The 16,196-nt window shown below is 70.1% G+C and carries 16 protein-coding genes; 5 read left to right on the top strand and 11 right to left on the bottom strand.

Going from position 1 to position 16,196, the window contains the following annotated elements; translation table 11 throughout:
* Window positions 1-103: 103 nt before the first annotated feature.
* The 4 genes from ACIQCZ_RS21020 to ACIQCZ_RS21035 form a co-directional block, all read right to left on the bottom strand.
* Window positions 104-400, bottom strand: a complete 297-nt coding sequence (locus ACIQCZ_RS21020; RefSeq protein WP_376273059.1) for a DUF4229 domain-containing protein — start codon at window positions 398-400, stop codon at window positions 104-106.
* A 136-nt stretch (window positions 401-536) separates the two neighbouring features.
* Window positions 537-1,061: a GNAT family N-acetyltransferase gene (locus tag ACIQCZ_RS21025; protein WP_402284032.1), complete on the bottom strand. Its 525-nt coding sequence runs from the start codon at window positions 1,059-1,061 to the stop codon at window positions 537-539.
* Between the two features lie 111 nt (window positions 1,062-1,172).
* On the bottom strand, window positions 1,173-2,336 hold the full coding sequence (gene mqnE, locus ACIQCZ_RS21030) for an aminofutalosine synthase MqnE (protein ID WP_335937079.1): 1,164 nt from the start codon (window positions 2,334-2,336) through the stop codon (window positions 1,173-1,175).
* 97 nt (window positions 2,337-2,433) lie between these two features.
* A complete protein-coding gene (locus tag ACIQCZ_RS21035; protein WP_351080104.1) occupies window positions 2,434-2,889 on the bottom strand; it encodes an Lrp/AsnC family transcriptional regulator in 456 nt (151 codons plus the stop codon).
* 132 nt (window positions 2,890-3,021) lie between these two features.
* Here ACIQCZ_RS21035 and ACIQCZ_RS21040 point away from each other — a divergent pair, with 132 nt between their 5' ends.
* A complete protein-coding gene (locus ACIQCZ_RS21040) occupies window positions 3,022-3,156 on the top strand; it encodes a hypothetical protein (protein WP_376214175.1) in 135 nt (44 codons plus the stop codon).
* Window positions 3,157-3,164: 8 nt separating this feature from the next.
* Here the strand turns inward: ACIQCZ_RS21040 and ACIQCZ_RS21045 are convergent, their stop codons facing one another.
* Complete coding sequence (locus tag ACIQCZ_RS21045) at window positions 3,165-3,839, bottom strand: UbiX family flavin prenyltransferase (protein ID WP_402284202.1); 675 nt, start codon at window positions 3,837-3,839, stop codon at window positions 3,165-3,167.
* 191 nt (window positions 3,840-4,030) lie between these two features.
* On the opposite strand from ACIQCZ_RS21045, the gene ACIQCZ_RS21050 reads away from it, so the two are divergent.
* Window positions 4,031-4,594: a rhomboid family intramembrane serine protease gene (locus ACIQCZ_RS21050; protein WP_402284203.1), complete on the top strand. Its 564-nt coding sequence runs from the start codon at window positions 4,031-4,033 to the stop codon at window positions 4,592-4,594.
* A 54-nt stretch (window positions 4,595-4,648) separates the two neighbouring features.
* On the opposite strand, the gene ACIQCZ_RS21055 is transcribed toward ACIQCZ_RS21050, so the two are convergent.
* The 3 genes from ACIQCZ_RS21055 to ACIQCZ_RS21065 form a co-directional block, all read right to left on the bottom strand.
* Window positions 4,649-5,314, bottom strand: coding sequence for a DUF4232 domain-containing protein (locus tag ACIQCZ_RS21055; protein ID WP_402284034.1), 666 nt, complete (start codon window positions 5,312-5,314; stop codon window positions 4,649-4,651).
* A gap of 400 nt (window positions 5,315-5,714) precedes the next feature.
* A complete protein-coding gene (gene mqnP, locus ACIQCZ_RS21060) occupies window positions 5,715-6,635 on the bottom strand; it encodes a menaquinone biosynthesis prenyltransferase MqnP (RefSeq protein WP_402284035.1) in 921 nt (306 codons plus the stop codon).
* Entirely contained in the window at window positions 6,632-8,089 is a 1,458-nt protein-coding gene (locus ACIQCZ_RS21065) for a menaquinone biosynthesis decarboxylase (RefSeq protein WP_402284037.1), read from the bottom strand. Before ACIQCZ_RS21065 ends, mqnP begins: the two co-directional genes overlap by 4 nt.
* Before the next feature lie 247 nt (window positions 8,090-8,336).
* Between ACIQCZ_RS21065 and ACIQCZ_RS21070 the strand changes: the two genes are divergently transcribed.
* From ACIQCZ_RS21070 to ACIQCZ_RS21080, 3 genes are all read left to right on the top strand, one after another.
* Entirely contained in the window at window positions 8,337-8,741 is a 405-nt protein-coding gene (locus ACIQCZ_RS21070) for a PLD nuclease N-terminal domain-containing protein (RefSeq protein ID WP_351080096.1), read from the top strand.
* Window positions 8,742-9,021: 280 nt separating this feature from the next.
* Window positions 9,022-11,190, top strand: a complete 2,169-nt coding sequence (locus ACIQCZ_RS21075) for a hypothetical protein (RefSeq protein ID WP_402284038.1) — start codon at window positions 9,022-9,024, stop codon at window positions 11,188-11,190.
* Complete coding sequence (locus ACIQCZ_RS21080; RefSeq protein WP_402284040.1) at window positions 11,183-12,742, top strand: hypothetical protein; 1,560 nt, start codon at window positions 11,183-11,185, stop codon at window positions 12,740-12,742. The genes ACIQCZ_RS21075 and ACIQCZ_RS21080 overlap by 8 nt, the downstream gene beginning before the upstream one ends.
* A gap of 7 nt (window positions 12,743-12,749) precedes the next feature.
* Here ACIQCZ_RS21080 and ACIQCZ_RS21085 read toward each other — a convergent pair whose 3' ends face one another.
* Genes ACIQCZ_RS21085 through ACIQCZ_RS21095 form a run of 3 tightly spaced genes read right to left on the bottom strand, consistent with a single transcriptional unit; the run spans window position 12,750 to window position 16,193 of the window.
* Entirely contained in the window at window positions 12,750-13,277 is a 528-nt protein-coding gene (locus tag ACIQCZ_RS21085; RefSeq protein ID WP_402284042.1) for an SRPBCC domain-containing protein, read from the bottom strand.
* Window positions 13,278-13,332: 55 nt separating this feature from the next.
* Entirely contained in the window at window positions 13,333-14,418 is a 1,086-nt protein-coding gene (gene ccsB, locus ACIQCZ_RS21090) for a c-type cytochrome biogenesis protein CcsB (protein WP_351080088.1), read from the bottom strand.
* Complete coding sequence (locus tag ACIQCZ_RS21095; protein ID WP_402284044.1) at window positions 14,415-16,193, bottom strand: cytochrome c biogenesis protein ResB; 1,779 nt, start codon at window positions 16,191-16,193, stop codon at window positions 14,415-14,417. The genes ccsB and ACIQCZ_RS21095 overlap by 4 nt, the downstream gene beginning before the upstream one ends.
* Window positions 16,194-16,196 lie beyond the last annotated feature (3 nt).

Raw genomic sequence — 16,196 nt, forward strand, 5'->3', positions numbered from 1 at the left:
AACCCCAGTACAGGAGCGACTGCTCCGGTACCGGGGTTCGGTAGGGAAAGTGTGCTGGGTGTGAGGAAACTTACGCGGCCCTTATGCCACCCTCACCCGTTCGTCACGGGGTGACGTGGTCCTCGCGGGTCCGGTTCGCTTCGAGCCTCGCCTTGGTGCGGTCGACCGTGGACACGATCTGTTCGGACATCTCGTCACGCTGCTTGCGCAGCAGCACGTAGCTGAGCGGCGCGGACAGGACCAGGGCGAGCAGAATCACCCAGATGACATTGGAACCGCCCGCCCCGGAGGGCAGGAGGCCGAAGTGAACGGCCACGGCTGCGACGAAGAAGCAGCCGACGAAGATGCTGAGGCGCATCGCGGTGTACCGAATTGTCGCGCTCGGCCTGGCAGCGGACACAGTTGGCCTCTCTCTCTACGTACGACAGTCCTGCGATCCTGCCCGACCAGTGAAGCATGCCCCGGAATCGATCACTTCGGAGGGCTGCGTCAAAGGGGTTCCGACCCGCCCCCGCGGGGGCGGGTCCGGCAGGCTCTCAGCCGAGCGGCAGCAGCATGATGATGTCGTCGCGGTCGTCCCCGTCGGCCACCCGGATCGCGTCGGGCACCCGCCCGACCTCCTTGTATCCGCACGACGCGTAGAACCGGTCGACACCGGTGCCGCCCCGGCAGGTGAGCCGGATGGCCTCCACCCCTTCGATCCCCCGGGCGGCACGGGCCGCGGCGTCCATCAGATCGCGCCCGTACCCCTTGCCCTGGTGCCGGGGGTGGACCATCACCGTGTAGAGCCATATCCAGTGCGCCATCAGCCGGTGGGTGTTGAAGGCCAGGAAGGCCGTGGCGGCCACGACGCCCTCCTCGTCGTGACCGACCAGCAGCCGGGTGCGCCCCTCGGCCATGGCGACGAGGTGCTTGACCAGTTCGGGCCGGACGTCGTCGGTCGTGACGGGCGGCACGAAGCCGACCGCCCCGCCCGCGTTGGAGACATCGGTCCACAGCTCGGTGATGCCGTCCCGCAGGGTGCGGTCGAACTTGGGATCCAACTCAAAAGTAAGTGCCATAGGCGGAGATTACCTATTACCGAACTCGGGGCTCAAGCCCTGTCCGATACGCGAGAGAGCCCCGGCCGGCGGCCGGGGCTCTCATGCGGGGTGGCGCTGACGGCGTGCAGGTCAGACGCGCATCGGCTGCGGCGACTCGCGCCGCTCGGCGTCCGGGCCCGGGTACTCGCGGATGATCTCGTACCGGGTGTTGCGCTCGACGGGCCGGAAGCCCGCGTCGCGGATCAGGTCGAGCAGATCCTCACGGCCGAGCTTGTTCGGCGTGCCGTAGTTGTCCGCGTCGTGCGTGATCTTGTACTCGACGACCGAGCCGTCCATGTCGTCCGCGCCGTGCTGCAGCGCGAGCTGGGCGGTCTGCACACCGTGCATCACCCAGAAGACCTTGACGTGCGGGACGTTGTCGAACAGGAGCCGCGAGACCGCGAAGGTCTTCAGCGCCTCGGCGCCGGTCGCCATCGTCGTGCGCGCCTGGAGCTTGTTGCGGACCTTGCCGTCCTTCATGTCCACGAAGTCGTGCTGGTAGCGCAGCGGGATGAAGACCTGGAAGCCACCGGTCTCGTCCTGCAGCTCACGCAGCCGCAGCACGTGGTCGACACGGTGCCGGGGCTCCTCGATGTGCCCGTACAGCATCGTCGCCGGGGTCTTGAGCCCCTTCTCGTGCGCCAGGCGGTGGATGCGCGACCAGTCCTCCCAGTGGGTGTCGTGGTCCACGATGTGCTGACGGACCTCCCAGTCGAAGATCTCCGCGCCGCCACCGGTCAGCGACTCCAGACCGGCCTCGATCAGCTCGTCGAGGATCTCGGAGGCCGACAGCCCGGAGATGGTCTCGAAGTGGTGGATCTCGGTGGCGGTGAACGCCTTGAGGGAGACCTGCGGCAGGGCCTCCTTCAGCGCGCTGAGCGAGCGCGGGTAGTAACGCCACGGGAGGGTGGGGTGCAGCCCGTTGACGATGTGCAGCTCGGTGAGGTTCTCGCCCTCCATCGCCTTCGCGAGCCGGACGGCCTCCTCGATGCGCATGGTGTACGCGTCCTTCTCACCCGGCTTGCGCTGGAACGAGCAGTACGCGCACGACGCGGTGCACACATTGGTCATGTTGAGGTGCCGGTTGACGTTGAAGTGCACGACGTCGCCGTTCTTGCGGGTGCGCACCTCATGGGCGAGACCGCCGAGCCAGGCCAGGTCGTCCGACTCGTAGAGGGCGATACCGTCCTCGCGGGTCAGCCGCTCTCCCGCGCGGACCTTCTCCTCCAGCTCGCGCTTGAGCCCAACGTCCATGCGGCTGCCTCCCAGTCGTCGACGTGCTGTGCGTATCCCGGTGACAGGTGATACCGGGCGAAACCCCCGGTCCCCCGGGGGCCCCACCACGTTACGCCTACGCCTCTTCGGGAAGTTCCCCGACCCGGTTCTCCCACTTGGTGGAGAGCACGATCGTGGTACGCGTGCGCGAGACGCCCCTCGTGCCGCTGAGCCGGCGGATCGTCTTCTCCAGACCGTCCACGTCACCGACCCGCACCTTGAGCATGTACGAGTCGTCGCCCGCGATGAACCAGGCGTCCTCGATCTCCGCGAGGTCCTTCAGCCTGCGCGCCACGTCCTCGTGATCGGCCGCGTCGGAGAGCGAGATGCCGATCAGGGCCGTGACCCCGAGCCCCAGGGACGCGGCGTCGACGGTGGCGCGGTAGCCGGTGATGACACCGGCGGTTTCCAGCCGGTTGATGCGGTCGGTGACGCTGGGCCCGGAGAGCCCGACGAGCCGCCCCAGCTCGGCGTACGAGGCCCTGCCGTTCTCCCTGAGGGCCTGGATGAGCTGCCTGTCCACCGCGTCCATATGACTGAAACCTTCCATTGTTCAGCAGTATCGCGAGTCTACGTGTAGAATCTAAGGCATGCAGGCTTCAGGGCCTGCAAATCTTCCCGAACATCCAAAATCTGCTTTCGAATCTTCAGGAGTGAGAACACCGTGTACACGATCGAGATGGCCTACGCCCGAATGCGCGAGCTGCAGGACCTGGCCAACCGCTCGCGTGCCCACCAGCCCGCCGCCGCGCGCCGGGTCGACCGGACCCGCAACCCGCGCGCCACGAAGAAGCGCTGACCACCGGCTCAGCCCCCGGAGCCACGAGAGCCGCCACCGAGCTCTCCCTCCCACCGGCGGTACAGGTCGTGCGGAACCCCCGCCGCGTCCAGCACCCGCCCCGCGACGAAGTCCACCAGATCCTGGATGTGCGTCGCCCCCGCGTAGAACGCCGGAGAGGCGGGCAGCACCACGGCGCCCGCCTCGTCCAGACTCACCAGGTGCTTCAGCGTCTGCCCGTTCAGCGGGGTCTCCCGCACCGCGACGACCAGCTTCCGCCGCTCCTTGAGCGTCACGCTCGCGGCCCGCTGGAGCAGATCCTTCGAGAGCCCGAGCGCCACCCCGGCCACGCACGCCGTCGAAGCGGGCACGATCAGCATCCCCTTCGCCGGGTACGACCCCGAGGACGGACCCGCCGCGAGGTCACCGGCCGCCCAGTGCCGTACGCCCTCGACGTCCACGTCGAAGGTGTGCGGCTTGCCGTCCGCCCCGCGCGCCAGCCAGCCGCGCAGGTCCTCCCGCCAGTGCGCGTCGCGGAACGCGATCCCGGTCTCGTCCAGCAGCGTCAGCCGCGACGCCCGGCTCACCACCAGGTCCACGCTCTCCCCCGCGGCCAGCAGACCGCGCAGCACGGCGGCGGCGAACGGGGTGCCCGAAGCGCCGGAAACCCCGACAATCCAAGGCTGCCGCTGCTGCTGACTCACTGAAGTCCCGGAATCCACGCACCCGAGCCTATCCGGCTGCGCGGAACCGGAACCGAGTAAGGGGCCTCAGGCGTTTTGAGGGAGGGAACAGGGGCGACACGGAACGACAGGAGGCAGCGGTGGCCGCATCGTCGGATCGATTCGTATCGGCGTGGAGCACGGGCGAGCGCGCGAAGGCCGCGGCCAAGCTGATGGTGGGCTGGGTGGCGTTCCTCTGGATCCTCGAAGTCGTCGACGTGGCGACCGGCCACTCCCTGGACGCGTACGGGATCGAGCCGCGTCGGCCCGGTGAACTGCTGGACGTCGTGCCCGCGTCCTTCATCCACTTCGGCTTCGGCCATGTCGCGTCCAACAGCGTGCCGCTGCTGGTCTTCGGCTTCCTGGCCGCGCTGGGTGGCATCCGCCGCTTCGCGGCCGTGGCCGCGCTGATCATCGTGGTCGACGGCCTCGGCGTCTGGCTGGTCGCGCCGGACCACTCCAACACAGCGGGCGCTTCCGGCCTGGTCTTCGGCCTCTTCGGCTACCTGCTCGTACGCGGCTTCGTGGACCGCAGACCGCTCGACATCGGCGTCGGCCTGGCGATCGGCGCGATATGGGGCTCGTCGATCCTGCTGGGGCTCTCCCCCGCCAACACCTCGGTCAGCTGGCAGGGCCACCTGTTCGGACTGGCGGCGGGCGTGGCGGCGGCCTTCGTCTTCCGCCGCCCCGCGCGCGGCCGGAGCACGGTGCCGCCCGCCCGGCCGCTCATGCCGTAGAGCGCGTTCGGCCGCCCATGCCGTCGAGCGCGGACGGATCCCGTGGTGTCCGGGTCAGCCCTCGCCCTGACCGGCGCTCCCCATCGGGCCGACCTTCACCTGGGAGCCGGAGCCGTCCGTGACGGGCAGCGTGGCGGCGCCCGGCCATTCGAGGGAGAACGACTTCGTCTCGTTCGGCGGGGTCACCACCAGGGCCGTGATGCGGACGCCGGAGCCACCCGACTTGTTGAGCGGGTAGTTGACGCCGAAGTACACCGACTTCCCGTCCTTGAGGGTCATCGGGGTGGCCTTCTCACCGGTACGCTCCGCGGGCATCGACCCCGCGCTGGTCTTCAGGTCGACGCCCGCGTACCCGGAGAGCACGCAGTCCCGGCCGCTGCCGTTCTTGAACTCCACCGCGACGGTGCCCTCGGTGTCGCCGTCGATGGTGCTGTCCGACGCGGTGATGTCCAGGTCGTCGGTGCGGCACTTGCCGACCTTGCTGTTCGCGTCGGAGCCGGTCCCGGTGGCCGTGCCCTGCCCGCCGGATCCCTTCCCGGCGGAGTCCGTCCCGCCGCCCTGATCCGAACCGCCCGAGCCCGAACCACCGCTCGCGGAAGACGCGGTGGACGCGGACGACGGGGCGGTCTGTCCCAGGTCGTCCTCGCCGTTCTGGCAGGCCGTGAGCGAAAGGCCGGCGGCAACGGCCAGGGCGGCGAAGGTCAGCTTGCGAACGCGCATCGTGTCTTCCTCAGCATCGGTGGGGGGTGGCGTCGGCCGCTCGGCACGGTCGGTACGAGCGAGCGTCTCTGATCACCAAGAGCTGCCCGGCCCGGCAACCCGTTCCGCCCAACCACCCGCTAATACGCCCCTGTTACACGCACAGCCGGGCACAACGCGCACCACCGCCGGGCATGCCCCGCCCGCGCCCGCCCCTGCCGCGCCCGCTCCCTGCCGCCGCCCGGCAAGGGAAACAGGGGCCGGACACGGGTCGCCGCACCGCGCCGGGAAACGTCGCCGGCCGGCCGGGACGGCGGTTCCCGCCGCCGTTGCGCACCTGTTGGCGCCCGCAGTCCACTGGGACGGACCCGTGACGAGGCGGTCCTTGACCACAACAGGCGACCCGCCTCGTCGGACAGGCTCAGACGGTCAGGCCCCGCACCAGCAGGTCCAGGAGAGCGCACGCGAAGAGCGCGATCCCGATGAAGCCGTTGACCGAGAAGAACGCCCGGTTCAGCCGGGACAGATCGTGCGGACGCACCACCCGGTGCTCGTACACGAAGGCGACGGCGACGATCACCATGCCGATCCAGTAGAAGAGCCCCGCCCGAGTGGCCAGCCCGAACCAGACGAGCAGCCCGGTCGTCACCACATGGCAGACCCGCGCCCCCCACAGCGCGGCCGGAATCCCGAACCGGGCCGGCACCGACAGCACCCCGTGCGCCCGGTCCGCCTGGACGTCCTGGCAGCCGAAGATCAGGTCGAAGCCACCGATCCAGATCCCGACCGCGAGACCGAGGATCACCGCGTCCCAGGACCAGCTGCCGGTCACCGCCAGCCAGGCCCCGATCGGCCCTATGGCCTGCGCGATCCCCAGGATGGCGTGCGGGTAGTGGGTGAACCGCTTCCCGTACGGATAGACCACCATCGGCACCACCGCGACCGGCGCGAGCGCCAGGCAGAGCGGGTTCAGCAGGGCCGCCGCCCCGAGGAAGACCACGACGGCGACGAGCGCACCCGTCCACGCCGACTTCACGGAGACCGCGCCGGTGACCAGCTCCCGGCTCGCGGTGCGCGGGTTACGGGCGTCGATCTCCCGGTCGATGATCCGGTTGCAGGCCATGGCGAACGTCCGAAGCCCCACCATCGCGAGGGTGACGAGCAGCAGCGTGCCCCAGTGGATGGACCCGTCCTCCTGGAACATCGCGGTCAGCGCGGCGATGTACGCGAAGGGCAGCGCGAAGACCGAGTGCTCGATCATCACGAGCCGCAGGAACGCCTTGACCTTGCTGTTCGGCTGTACGGGCCCTGAGCCCAGTGCTGCTGCTTCGGCGGCGCTCACAGTCCGTATTCCTTCCACCGGCGGTCGACCTTCGCCGCCGTCTCGGGGTCGGACTCGACCATGTCCGGCCAGCCCCCGTCCCGGGTGTAGCCCTCCTCGGGCCACTTCTTCGTCGCGTCGATACCCGCCTTGCCACCCCAGAACTGCTGGTAGGAGGCGTGGTCGAGATGATCGACCGGCCCCTCGGTGACGGTCAGGTCCCGCGCGTAGTCCGTGTTGCCGAGCGCCCGCCACGCCACCTCGTGCAGATCGTGGACGTCGCAGTCGGAGTCCACGACCACGATCAGCTTGGTCAGCGACATCATGTGCGCGCCCCAGATGGCACTCATCACCTTCTGGGCGTGCTTCGGGTACTTCTTGTCGATCGAGACGATCGCGCAGTTGTGGAAGCCGCCCGCCTCCGGCAGGTGGTAGTCCACGATGTCCGGCACGATGATCTTGAGGAGCGGCAGGAAGAACCGCTCGGTGGCGCGTCCCAGCGGCCCGTCCTCGGTCGGCGGCCGGCCCACCACGATCGACTGCAGCAGCGGGCGCCTGCGCATGGTCACGCAGTCGATGGTCAGCGCGGGGAACGGTTCCTGCGGCGTGTAGAAGCCGGTGTGGTCCCCGAAGGGCCCCTCGGGAAGCATCTTCCCGGGTTCCAGCCACCCCTCGATGACGACCTCCGCCTGCGCCGGGACCTGGAGCGGCACGGTCTTGCAGTCGACCATCTCGATCCGCTTGCCCTGGATGAACCCGGCGAAGAGGTACTCGTCGATGTCCCCGGGCAGCGGCGCGGTGGACGCGTACGTCACCGCGGGCGGCGCCCCGAACGCGATGGCGACCGGCAGCCGCTCCCCGCGCTTCGCGGCGACCTGGTAGTGGTTGCGGCTGTCCTTGTGGATCTGCCAGTGCATGCCGATGGTGCGCCGGTCGTGACGCTGGAGCCGGTACAGCCCCAGGTTCCGTACGCCGGTCTCCGGGTGCTTGGTGTGCGTGAGCCCCAGGTTGAAGAACGAGCCGCCGTCCTCGGGCCAGGTGAAGAGCGCGGGCAGCTGGTCCAGGTCCACGTCGTCGCCGGTGAGGACCACCTCCTGCACCGGGGCGCTCTCCTGCTTCACCTTCTTCGGCGGCACGTGCACCATCGAGCCGAGCTTCCCGAAGGCCTCCCGTACCCCGACGAAGCCGTGCGGCAGCTCCGGCTTGAGCAGTCCGCCGATCTTGTCGCTGATGTCGGAGTAGGACTTCAGCCCGAGCGCCTTGAGCAGCCGCTTGTCGGTCCCGAACACATTCATGGCCAGGGGCATCGAGGACCCCTTGACGTTCTCGAAGAGCAACGCGGGCCCGCCCGCCTTGTTCACCCGGTCGACGATCTCGCCGACCTCCAGGTAGGGGTCGACCTCGGCCTTGATGCGCTTGAGCTCGCCCTCGCGCTCCAGGGCCCGGAGGAGGGAACGAAGATCGTCGTAAGCCATGCCGTCCAGTTTGTCATCACCGCTGCCGATCACCCGGGGTGCCCCACCTCCCGTCGGCCGCGCGGGGCGTACACGCCCGGATGCCCACCGACGCGCGGCCCGCGGCCCGCGGGCCCGCCCCCTGTCCGGACCTGCTCACCGCCGGTTCCGTCCGCTCGCCATGGGGTGTCGGCGGCACCGGCTACTCTGGGCCCGTCACCGGGGCGGGACAAGCCCCGCCAACTCTCCTCAGGGGGACCTTTCCAACATGTTCCGGGCCCTGATCTATCTCCTGCCTCTGGCGCTGACGATCTACGCGTTCATCGACTGCCTGAACACCCCGGAGGACGAGGCCAAGCACCTGCCGAAGATCGCCTGGGTCTTCATCATCCTGCTGTTCTGGATCGTGGGTCCGATCGTCTGGCTGGCCGCCGGCAAGATGCGCACGGTGCCCGCGGGGGGCCGTACACCGTCCGAATGGCACCGCAACCACCGCTCGCAATGGGTGGCACCGGACGACAATCCGGAGTTCCTGAAGGCGCTGAAGGAAGAGAACAAGAAGGACGAGTCGCTCCTCAAGGACTGGGAGGCGGATCTGCGCCGCCGCGAGGAGGAGCTCAAGCGCCGCGAGCGCGAGTCGGGACCGGAGGAGTCGGCGCCGCCCGCCTTGTGACCGGAAGGGTCCGGACTCCGGCCACCCACCGCGGCCACCGCACGCCACGCACGGCCACCGCCTGTCGCCCGACACGCGGTGGCCGTCGTCGTTCGCGTCCCCGAACCGGCACCGCACCGGCCCCGCCCCCGCGTCGGGCCGTCCCGGCGACGGCCCCGTCGGCTCGGACCGTCCCCTTGACACCGATCGTTCGAAAATCTTCTCCTTGCTCCAACACCCTCCCGATATGCTGGTGTTGACGATGTGACAGATCAGATCGGGCATCGGCGCTGGGGGTGCTGTGGAGAGAGAGCTGTACGGGCGCGAGGCGATCTTCGGCAACGACGGACTTGCGGCGCGTCTGACAGGTCTCACCCCTTACGGCTCCGCCGGGGTCTCCTACGAGCACCGCGACGATCCGCCGGTCGCCGTGCTGACCGGGGGCCGCGGCATGGGCAAGACGGCCGTGCTCAAGCAACTGCGCCATCTGTACCGGGAGATCACCCCGGTCGCCCTGGTCGACTGCGAGGCGGTGGTGCCGCCCGCGGACCCGGGGCCCGGCTGGACCCCGGTCACCGCGGCGCTGCCGGAGCTCGCCACCCAGCTGACCGCGAAGGTGCGTGCCGCACGGCCGGTGCAGTTTCCCCGGCTGAGCCTCGGCCTGGTGGCGGTCGCCTCGATCTCCTGGACGCGGGAGGACGAGACGCGGGCGCAGCGGGACCTGCAGTCGCTGGGCCCGGTGCTGGCGACCGTCGACACACGGGGGGACGCGGCGACGGGCTGGGTCACCAAGGTGCTGACGAAGCTGGCGGCGAGCGCCTTCGACTCCGTCGTGCCGCTGGCCGGGATGGTCGCCGAGGCCACGATCGAGACGGTGCTGGAGGAGTCGTTCAGCCGGTTCCAGCGGCGTTCGGCGGACTGGTACGGGAACTACCCGCACGCGGGCGGCAACGGACGGATCGGGCTGCGGCAGCTGGCCGTCGATTTCGAGCGCGGTGGCGATCTGCGCCGCCGCGCCGAGGACCATCTGGTGCTCGCGCTGGTCGCGGACCTGGTGCGGGCGTACGGGGGTCTGGCGCGCGGTGCCCGCCGGGGCCGCCCGGTACTGCTGCTGGACAACGCGCACACGCGGCTGGGCCGGCAGCTGGTCGAGCCGGTGCTGCGGCAGCGGGCCGCCGGGGTGCGGGACCGGATCGCCGTGTTCGCCTCCTCGCGCGCCCGTGGTCACGAGGGGCTGAGCCATGCGGTGCGCCGACGGCTGCCCGAGGTGGCGCACGGTTCGCACTGGGTCCGCGGCTCGGAGGTGACGTCCGGGATCCTGGCCGTGGAGCTCACCGCGCTGGGCCCGGCCCATGTGCAGGCGGCGTTCGACCGGCACGATCCGGTGGGCCGCGCCCCGGCCGGCCTGGCCCGCGGGGTGCACCGGCTGACGGGCGGGCGCCCGCTGGGTGTGGCGCTGCTGGCCCAGGCGGCGGGCGAGGCGTTGGCGCCGGGGTCGTCCCGCACGGGTACGCCACGACCGGGGTCGCTGGTGCCGGGGACGCTGCTGGACCGCACGGTGGAGCTGCGCGAGGACCGCGCGCCGGTGCGGGTGGCGGACGAGTTGCTGGCGCGGCTGCTGCCGGGACAGCAGCTCGACGTACTGAGTGTGCTGGCCGCCGCGCACGGCGAGGAGTCGGCGCGGCTGCTGGCCACGGCCCGGCTGCGCGGCCGGTCGCTGGACGGCGACGTGGCGTTGCAGGTGCGCGACGCGCTGCGGGCCCAGGACTGGCCGGTCGGGCCGGACCACTTCGTCGCCGATCCGCTGCTGCGCGCGCTGCTGCTGCACCGGCTGCGGTTCCAGGACGACGACCATCCGTACTACGCGGTATGGCGTGCGGTGCACGAGACGCTGCGCACGGCGTACGCGCCCGGGGGCCGCTTTCCGAGCGTCCCGCACCGGCTGCACCAGGAGCTGGTACTGGGCAGGACGAGGGACTGTGTGACGCATCTGCGGGAGCGGTTCACCGAGCCGGACGTGACGGCGTGGCTCGGCTCGCTGCGGTTCATCGCCTCGGCCCCGTATCCGCGTCCGCCCGGTTGCACCGGTCCCGATCCCCGGCGGGCGGTCGCGCTCGGCCGGGAGGCGTCCGGTTCGCTGCCGGACGGGGAGACGGGGCTCGCGGGGCTCGGCGAGCGGGCCGTGGAGCTCCAGCTGCAGCTGCGCCGGCTGCTGCACGCCGTATGGCTGCTGTCCGATCCGCTGGCTCTGCCGGACGAAGAGGTGATCGACAAGATGGCGCACGAACTGAGACAGCTGTCCGGCAGGCATCCGACGGGCAACAGCGTGCTGTGGGACGCGGCGACGCACTGGCCTCGGGACATCGGGGCCTGGCGGCAGCTCTCCATGCCGCCGGGGGCGTCGGGCACGGACGGACCGGCCACGGGCGGAAGCGGGCAGCGGCGGGGGGACGGTGGTTCGCGTGCCTAATCCACTGCGTTATCGCGTCTGGTACACGGCGAGGCAGAAGGTCGTCACCAGCGTGGTGGTGGGCGCCCTGGTCGTCACGTCCGGCTGGTACGGCATCGGCCGGCTCACCGCTCCCGAGGACCGTTCGTGCGCTCCGGGGGTGGAGCGGCCGCAGGGCAGTGACGAGTGCGTGGGGGTCTCCGGCGGCGCCTACGACTTCGGCCGGCCGAAGCTGACGGAGGTCGCTGCGGCCATCGCGCGGGAGAACGACACCCTGAAGCCCGGCCGGTACGCGACGGTCGCCCTGCTGCTGCCGCTGACGTCGACGGACGAGGCCATGCAGACGAAGATGCAGCGCGAGCTGCAGGGCGCGTTCGCCGAGCAGTACCGGGCCAATCATCTGTCGAACGATCAGGTGCCGAAGATCCGGCTGGTGCTCGCCAACACGGGGAAGAACAACCTGCTGTGGCGGCCGACGGTGGACCGGCTGAAGAAGATGACCGGGGCCCCGGACCATCTGCGGGCCGTGTCCGGGGTCGCCACCAGCAGTCCGGAGGTCGCCTCGGCCATCAAGGAGCTGACCTCCGCGCACATCGCGGTCGTCGGGACCACGATCACCGCCGACGACATCGCCAACGGGCCGGCCGGCGATCCGTTCCCCGGTCTGGCGCGGGTGTCGCCGACCAACCGGGACGAGGCGCGGGCGCTGGCGCACTTCGGGAAGGTGAAGGCGGACAAGGCGCTGCTGGTGCAGGACACCCGTACCGGCGACCACTACACGGACACGCTGCGGGCCGCGTTCGCCTCGCTGACGAAGGGCACGCGGTACGAGCCGCAGCTGTTCACCTCGCGCAAGGACCCGAACGACGAGGGCACCACGGCCAATACGTTCCAGCAGATCACCCACCTCATCTGTGACACGGACGCGGAGACGGTGTTCTTCGCCGGACGCCACACCCAGCTGCGGCAGTTCATCAACGCGCTCGGGGCCCGGGGCTGCCAGAGCCGCCCGTTCACGATCCTGACCGGCGACGAGGGCTCGTACCTCGGCAGCGACAAGAAGCTCGACCGGGGCGCGCTGCGCCGCAAGGTGACGGTCCGCTATGCCTCGCTGGCGCACCCGGACGCCTGGGCGGCGGCGAGGGGCGGGGCGGCGACGGGCGGCTCCCCGGCGGACTACCGGAGCCTGCTGGATCTGCTGACCACGATCGGGAAGAAGCCCGTGGGCCCTGTCGGTCCGACCGGTCACCAGGAGCTGACCGACGGCCAGGTCATTGTCGCGTACGACGCGATGTCGCTGGCGGTGCACGGCATCCGGCAGGCGACCCCGGAGGGCAAGCGGCTGCCGCAGCCCGCGGACGTGGGCGAGCAGTGGCCACGGGTGAAGGGGTCGCTGCGGGTGTCGGGGGCCGGCGGCTGGATCTGCCTGGACAACCACGGGAACCCCTACAACAAGGCGGTGCCGGTGGTAGAGCTGGCGCCCGAGGACGCCAGTCAGCGGTTCGTGACGATCGCCTGGCCACAGGGCGCACCGCCGGACCCGAAGTGCCTGCCGCCGTCCTCGGCACCGTGACGCCGTGTCATCGCTCGGGCGCGGCGTACTCCTCACGCAGCCCCGCCCACCGGACCGGGGTCCACTTCGACCAGTCGGCGGGGTAGCCGTCGAGCGCGTCCACGAGGTACTGGAAGTGGTCGTGCCAGCCGGCGAGGCAGTCCAGCCGCAGTGCGTCGTCGCCCCGGAACTCGTTGGTGAAGCGCAGCAGCACATGGTCGCCGCGCGGTGGCTCCAGGTGGAAGCGGATACGGCCGTGGAGTCCTTCGAGGGTGTATTCGGCGACTCGTTCGACGTCCCAGGCGGTGACGGTGCCGCAGGCGACCGTGGCGTTCCCGTCCCGGCCGGTGTTCAGCCAGCGCAGCGTGACCGCTCCGCCGACGCGCGCTTCGAACGGGTCGGCGGCGGCGAGCCAGCCGGGCAGTCCCTCGGAACTGGCAACGGCTGCCCACACCCGGGGAACGGGGTGGGGCAGCCGTAGCGTGAACCGCAGAATGTGCCGGTCACCGTGGGTCTCGCTGGTACCACGCTCGATGACGGGGGTCGCGTCGGTCATGGTTCCAGCGTGGCCCGGAGGTGCCCGATCCGCACCCGTACGGGCGCGGGGCCGGTCAGACGCCCGCGTAGGAGTGCTTGCCGGTGACGAAGATGTTGACGCCGTAGTAGTTGAAGAGCCAGCAGCCGAAGGCGATCAGTGCCAGGTAGGCGGCCTTGCGTCCCTTCCAGCCAGCGGTGGCGCGGGCGTGCAGGTAGCAGGCGTACGCGACCCAGGTGATGAAGGACCAGACCTCCTTGGGGTCCCAGCCCCAGTAGCGGCCCCACGCGTCGCCCGCCCAGATGGCGCCCGCGATGATCGTGAACGTCCACAGCGGGAAGACGGCGGCGTTGATGCGGTACGAGAACTTGTCGAGCGTCGAGGCGGCGGGCAGCCGGGAGAGCACGGACTGGGCGAACGAACCGGGCTGCACGCCGGCGGCGAGCTTGCTCTCGTAGCTGTCGCGGAAGAGGTAGAGCAGCGTGGCCACCGCGCCGATGTAGAAGACGGCACCGCAGATGATGGCGGTGGAGACGTGGATCCACAGCCAGTACGAGTGCAGCGCGGGGACCAGCTGGTCGCTGGAGGTGTAGAGCACCGTGGTCGCGATGCCGAGGTCCAGCAGGACGGTGGTGACCAGGAGCAGCCCCATCCAGCGGACGTTCTTCTTCAGCGCGAGCAGGACCAGGTAGGCGCCGACCGCCACCGTGGAGAAGGTGATGGAGAACTCGTACATGTTGCCCCAGGGGGCGCGCTGCACGGAGAGCGCACGCGCGAGCACTCCGCCGGCCTGGACGAGGAAGGCGAGCACGGTCAGGGAGATCGCCATGCGTCCGTACAGATCGCCCTTGAACGTGCCGCCGGCCGCGCCGGGCCCGTCCGGGACGTCGCGGGAACCGGCCGCGGAGCGCGTGACGATCTTCGGGCGGTCGAGTACGGCGGTGCCGCCGCCCTTCTGTGCGACCTGCACCTTCACCGAGGCGCCGGCCCCGGCATCGGCCCCGGTCAGCGCGGCGGCGGTGCGGCCGACCTTGCTGCGGCTGCCGAACACCCATTCCGCGATGTGCGCGAAGAAGGCCAGGGTGTAGACGGCCATCGACGAATAGATCAGCACATTGCTGGTGTGCGCCAGGTTCTCGTTGGTTGCGGCGGCGAGATTCACTTCTCAGCCCCTTCGGCAGGTTCTACGGGGGATTCTCCGACAAAACCGGCATCGGATCCGGGGTCGGTGTCAGGGCCGGGCGCCGTGGGCGCCACGTCGTTGAGCGTGACCGCGAGATCGGCCAGCTCCTCGGGAAGCTTCGCGGACTCGCTGCGGCCGAGACCCGCCATTTCGACGACGGTGACGCCGTCCGCGCCGCGCACGGCCCGCACCCAGACCCGGCGCCGCTGGATGAACAGCGAGCCCGCGAGCCCGGCGATGGCGGCGACGGCTCCGGTGAGCGCCCAGCCGCTGGCGGGCTGCTCGGAGATCTGGAAGCTGGCCCACTCCTCGACACCCTCGAAGGTGATCGAGCCGGCTCCGTCGGGGAGCTTCATCGTGTCGCCGACCGCCAGGCGCTGCTTGAGCGGATCGCCCTTGCTGTCCTTGAACGCCTTCATCTTGGTCTTGTCCAGCTGGTACACGTTCTGTGCCAGCCCGGAGTCCGGCCCGAGGTAGCCGTGGTAGCCGTTGAGGGCGAGCACGGGCATGTCGGCGGCCGGGAACTGCGAGAACATCGTGCCCTTGCCGTTGCCCGCGAAGGTCGGCACGAAGAAGGCCTGGAAGCCCAGCTGGGTCTTCTTGCCGTTCTTGTCGCGGTAGCCGTCGAAGACCTTGATCGCGCCGGTCGAGGTGACGTTGTTGTCGATCGGCAGCAGCGGCACGGCGCTCCGGTAGACCTCCTTGCCCTTGCCGTCCTTGACGGAGACGACGGGCGCGTAGCCGTGCGCGTTGAGGTAGACCTTGGTGCCGTCGATGACGAGGGGCTCGTTGACCTTGATGACGTCCTTCTGCGGCTTGCCGTACGCGCCCTTCTCGTACGTCACATGGGCCTCGTACGTCCGGGGCGTACCGATCTGGGGGCCGTTGCGCTCGTACGTACCGATGAACTTGTCGAGCTTGAAGCTGAACGGTGCGAGCGAGTCGTAGTCGAACAGCGAACCGGACTTGAAGTCGTCGTACTGGGTGAGCGTGTTGGAGAAGCCGTCGCCCTCGACGATCAGCTTGCCGCCCTCGGACTTGAAGAGCTGGCCGAAGGCGAAGGCCACCAGCATCACGATCAGGGCGATGTGGAAGACCAGGTTCCCGGCCTCGCGCAGATAGCCCTTCTCCGCGGCGACCGCGTCGCCCACGGTGTGCGCGCGGTAGCGCCGCTTGCGCATGATCGCGAGCGCGGCCTCGCGGACCTGCTCGGGCTCGGCCTCGGTGCGCCAGGTGGTGTACGCGGGCAGCCGGGTCAGGCGCTTGGGGGCGCCCGGCGGACGGCTGCGCAGCTGGCCGATGAACTGGCCGGTGCGCGGGACGATGCAGCCGATGAGCGAGATGAACAGCAGGATGTAGATCGCGGAGAACCACACCGAGCTGTAGACGTCGAAGAACTGGAGCTTCTCGTAGATCGGCGCGAGGGTGGTGTGGGCTTCCTTGAAGGTCCGCACCTTCATTTCGTCCACGCTGTTCTGCGGGATCAGCGAGCCGGGGATGGCGCCGAGCGACAGCAGGAAGAGCAGGATCAGCGCGACCCGCATCGAGGTGAGCTGCCGCCAGAACCAGCGGGCCCAGCCGATGACGCCCATGGCCGGCAGATTGGCCACGCTCTCCTCGCGCGGGGCGGTGGAGAGCTGGGAGCCGGCCGCACCGAGCTCGCGGGCGTTCTCCCGGTCCTGTTCGTCCCGGATCTCCCGCTCGTCCGGGCGCTCGCGCTCCGGGGCGGGGGGGTTGGACTTGGTGTTGCTCATGGA

The sequence above is a fragment of the Streptomyces sp. NPDC093149 genome, assembly GCF_044754145.1.
Taxonomy (GTDB): Bacteria; Actinomycetota; Actinomycetes; order Streptomycetales; family Streptomycetaceae; genus Streptomyces.

Excerpts from the sequence above, each read along its gene's own strand:
- ACIQCZ_RS21070 (WP_351080096.1), top strand. The coding sequence starts at position 8,337 with ATGTTCCGGGCCCTGATCTATCTCCTGCCTCTGGCGCTGACGATCTAC.
- ACIQCZ_RS21050 (WP_402284203.1), top strand. The coding sequence starts at position 4,031 with ATGGTGGGCTGGGTGGCGTTCCTCTGGATCCTCGAAGTCGTCGACGTG.
- ACIQCZ_RS21095 (WP_402284044.1), bottom strand. The coding sequence starts at position 16,193 with ATGAGCAACACCAAGTCCAACCCCCCCGCCCCGGAGCGCGAGCGCCCG.
- ACIQCZ_RS21055 (WP_402284034.1), bottom strand. The coding sequence starts at position 5,314 with ATGCGCGTTCGCAAGCTGACCTTCGCCGCCCTGGCCGTTGCCGCCGGC.
- mqnE (WP_335937079.1), bottom strand. The coding sequence starts at position 2,336 with ATGGACGTTGGGCTCAAGCGCGAGCTGGAGGAGAAGGTCCGCGCGGGA.
- ACIQCZ_RS21025 (WP_402284032.1), bottom strand. The coding sequence starts at position 1,061 with ATGGCACTTACTTTTGAGTTGGATCCCAAGTTCGACCGCACCCTGCGG.
- ACIQCZ_RS21065 (WP_402284037.1), bottom strand. The coding sequence starts at position 8,089 with ATGGCTTACGACGATCTTCGTTCCCTCCTCCGGGCCCTGGAGCGCGAG.
- ACIQCZ_RS21035 (WP_351080104.1), bottom strand. The coding sequence starts at position 2,889 with ATGGACGCGGTGGACAGGCAGCTCATCCAGGCCCTCAGGGAGAACGGC.
- ACIQCZ_RS21085 (WP_402284042.1), bottom strand. The coding sequence starts at position 13,277 with ATGACCGACGCGACCCCCGTCATCGAGCGTGGTACCAGCGAGACCCAC.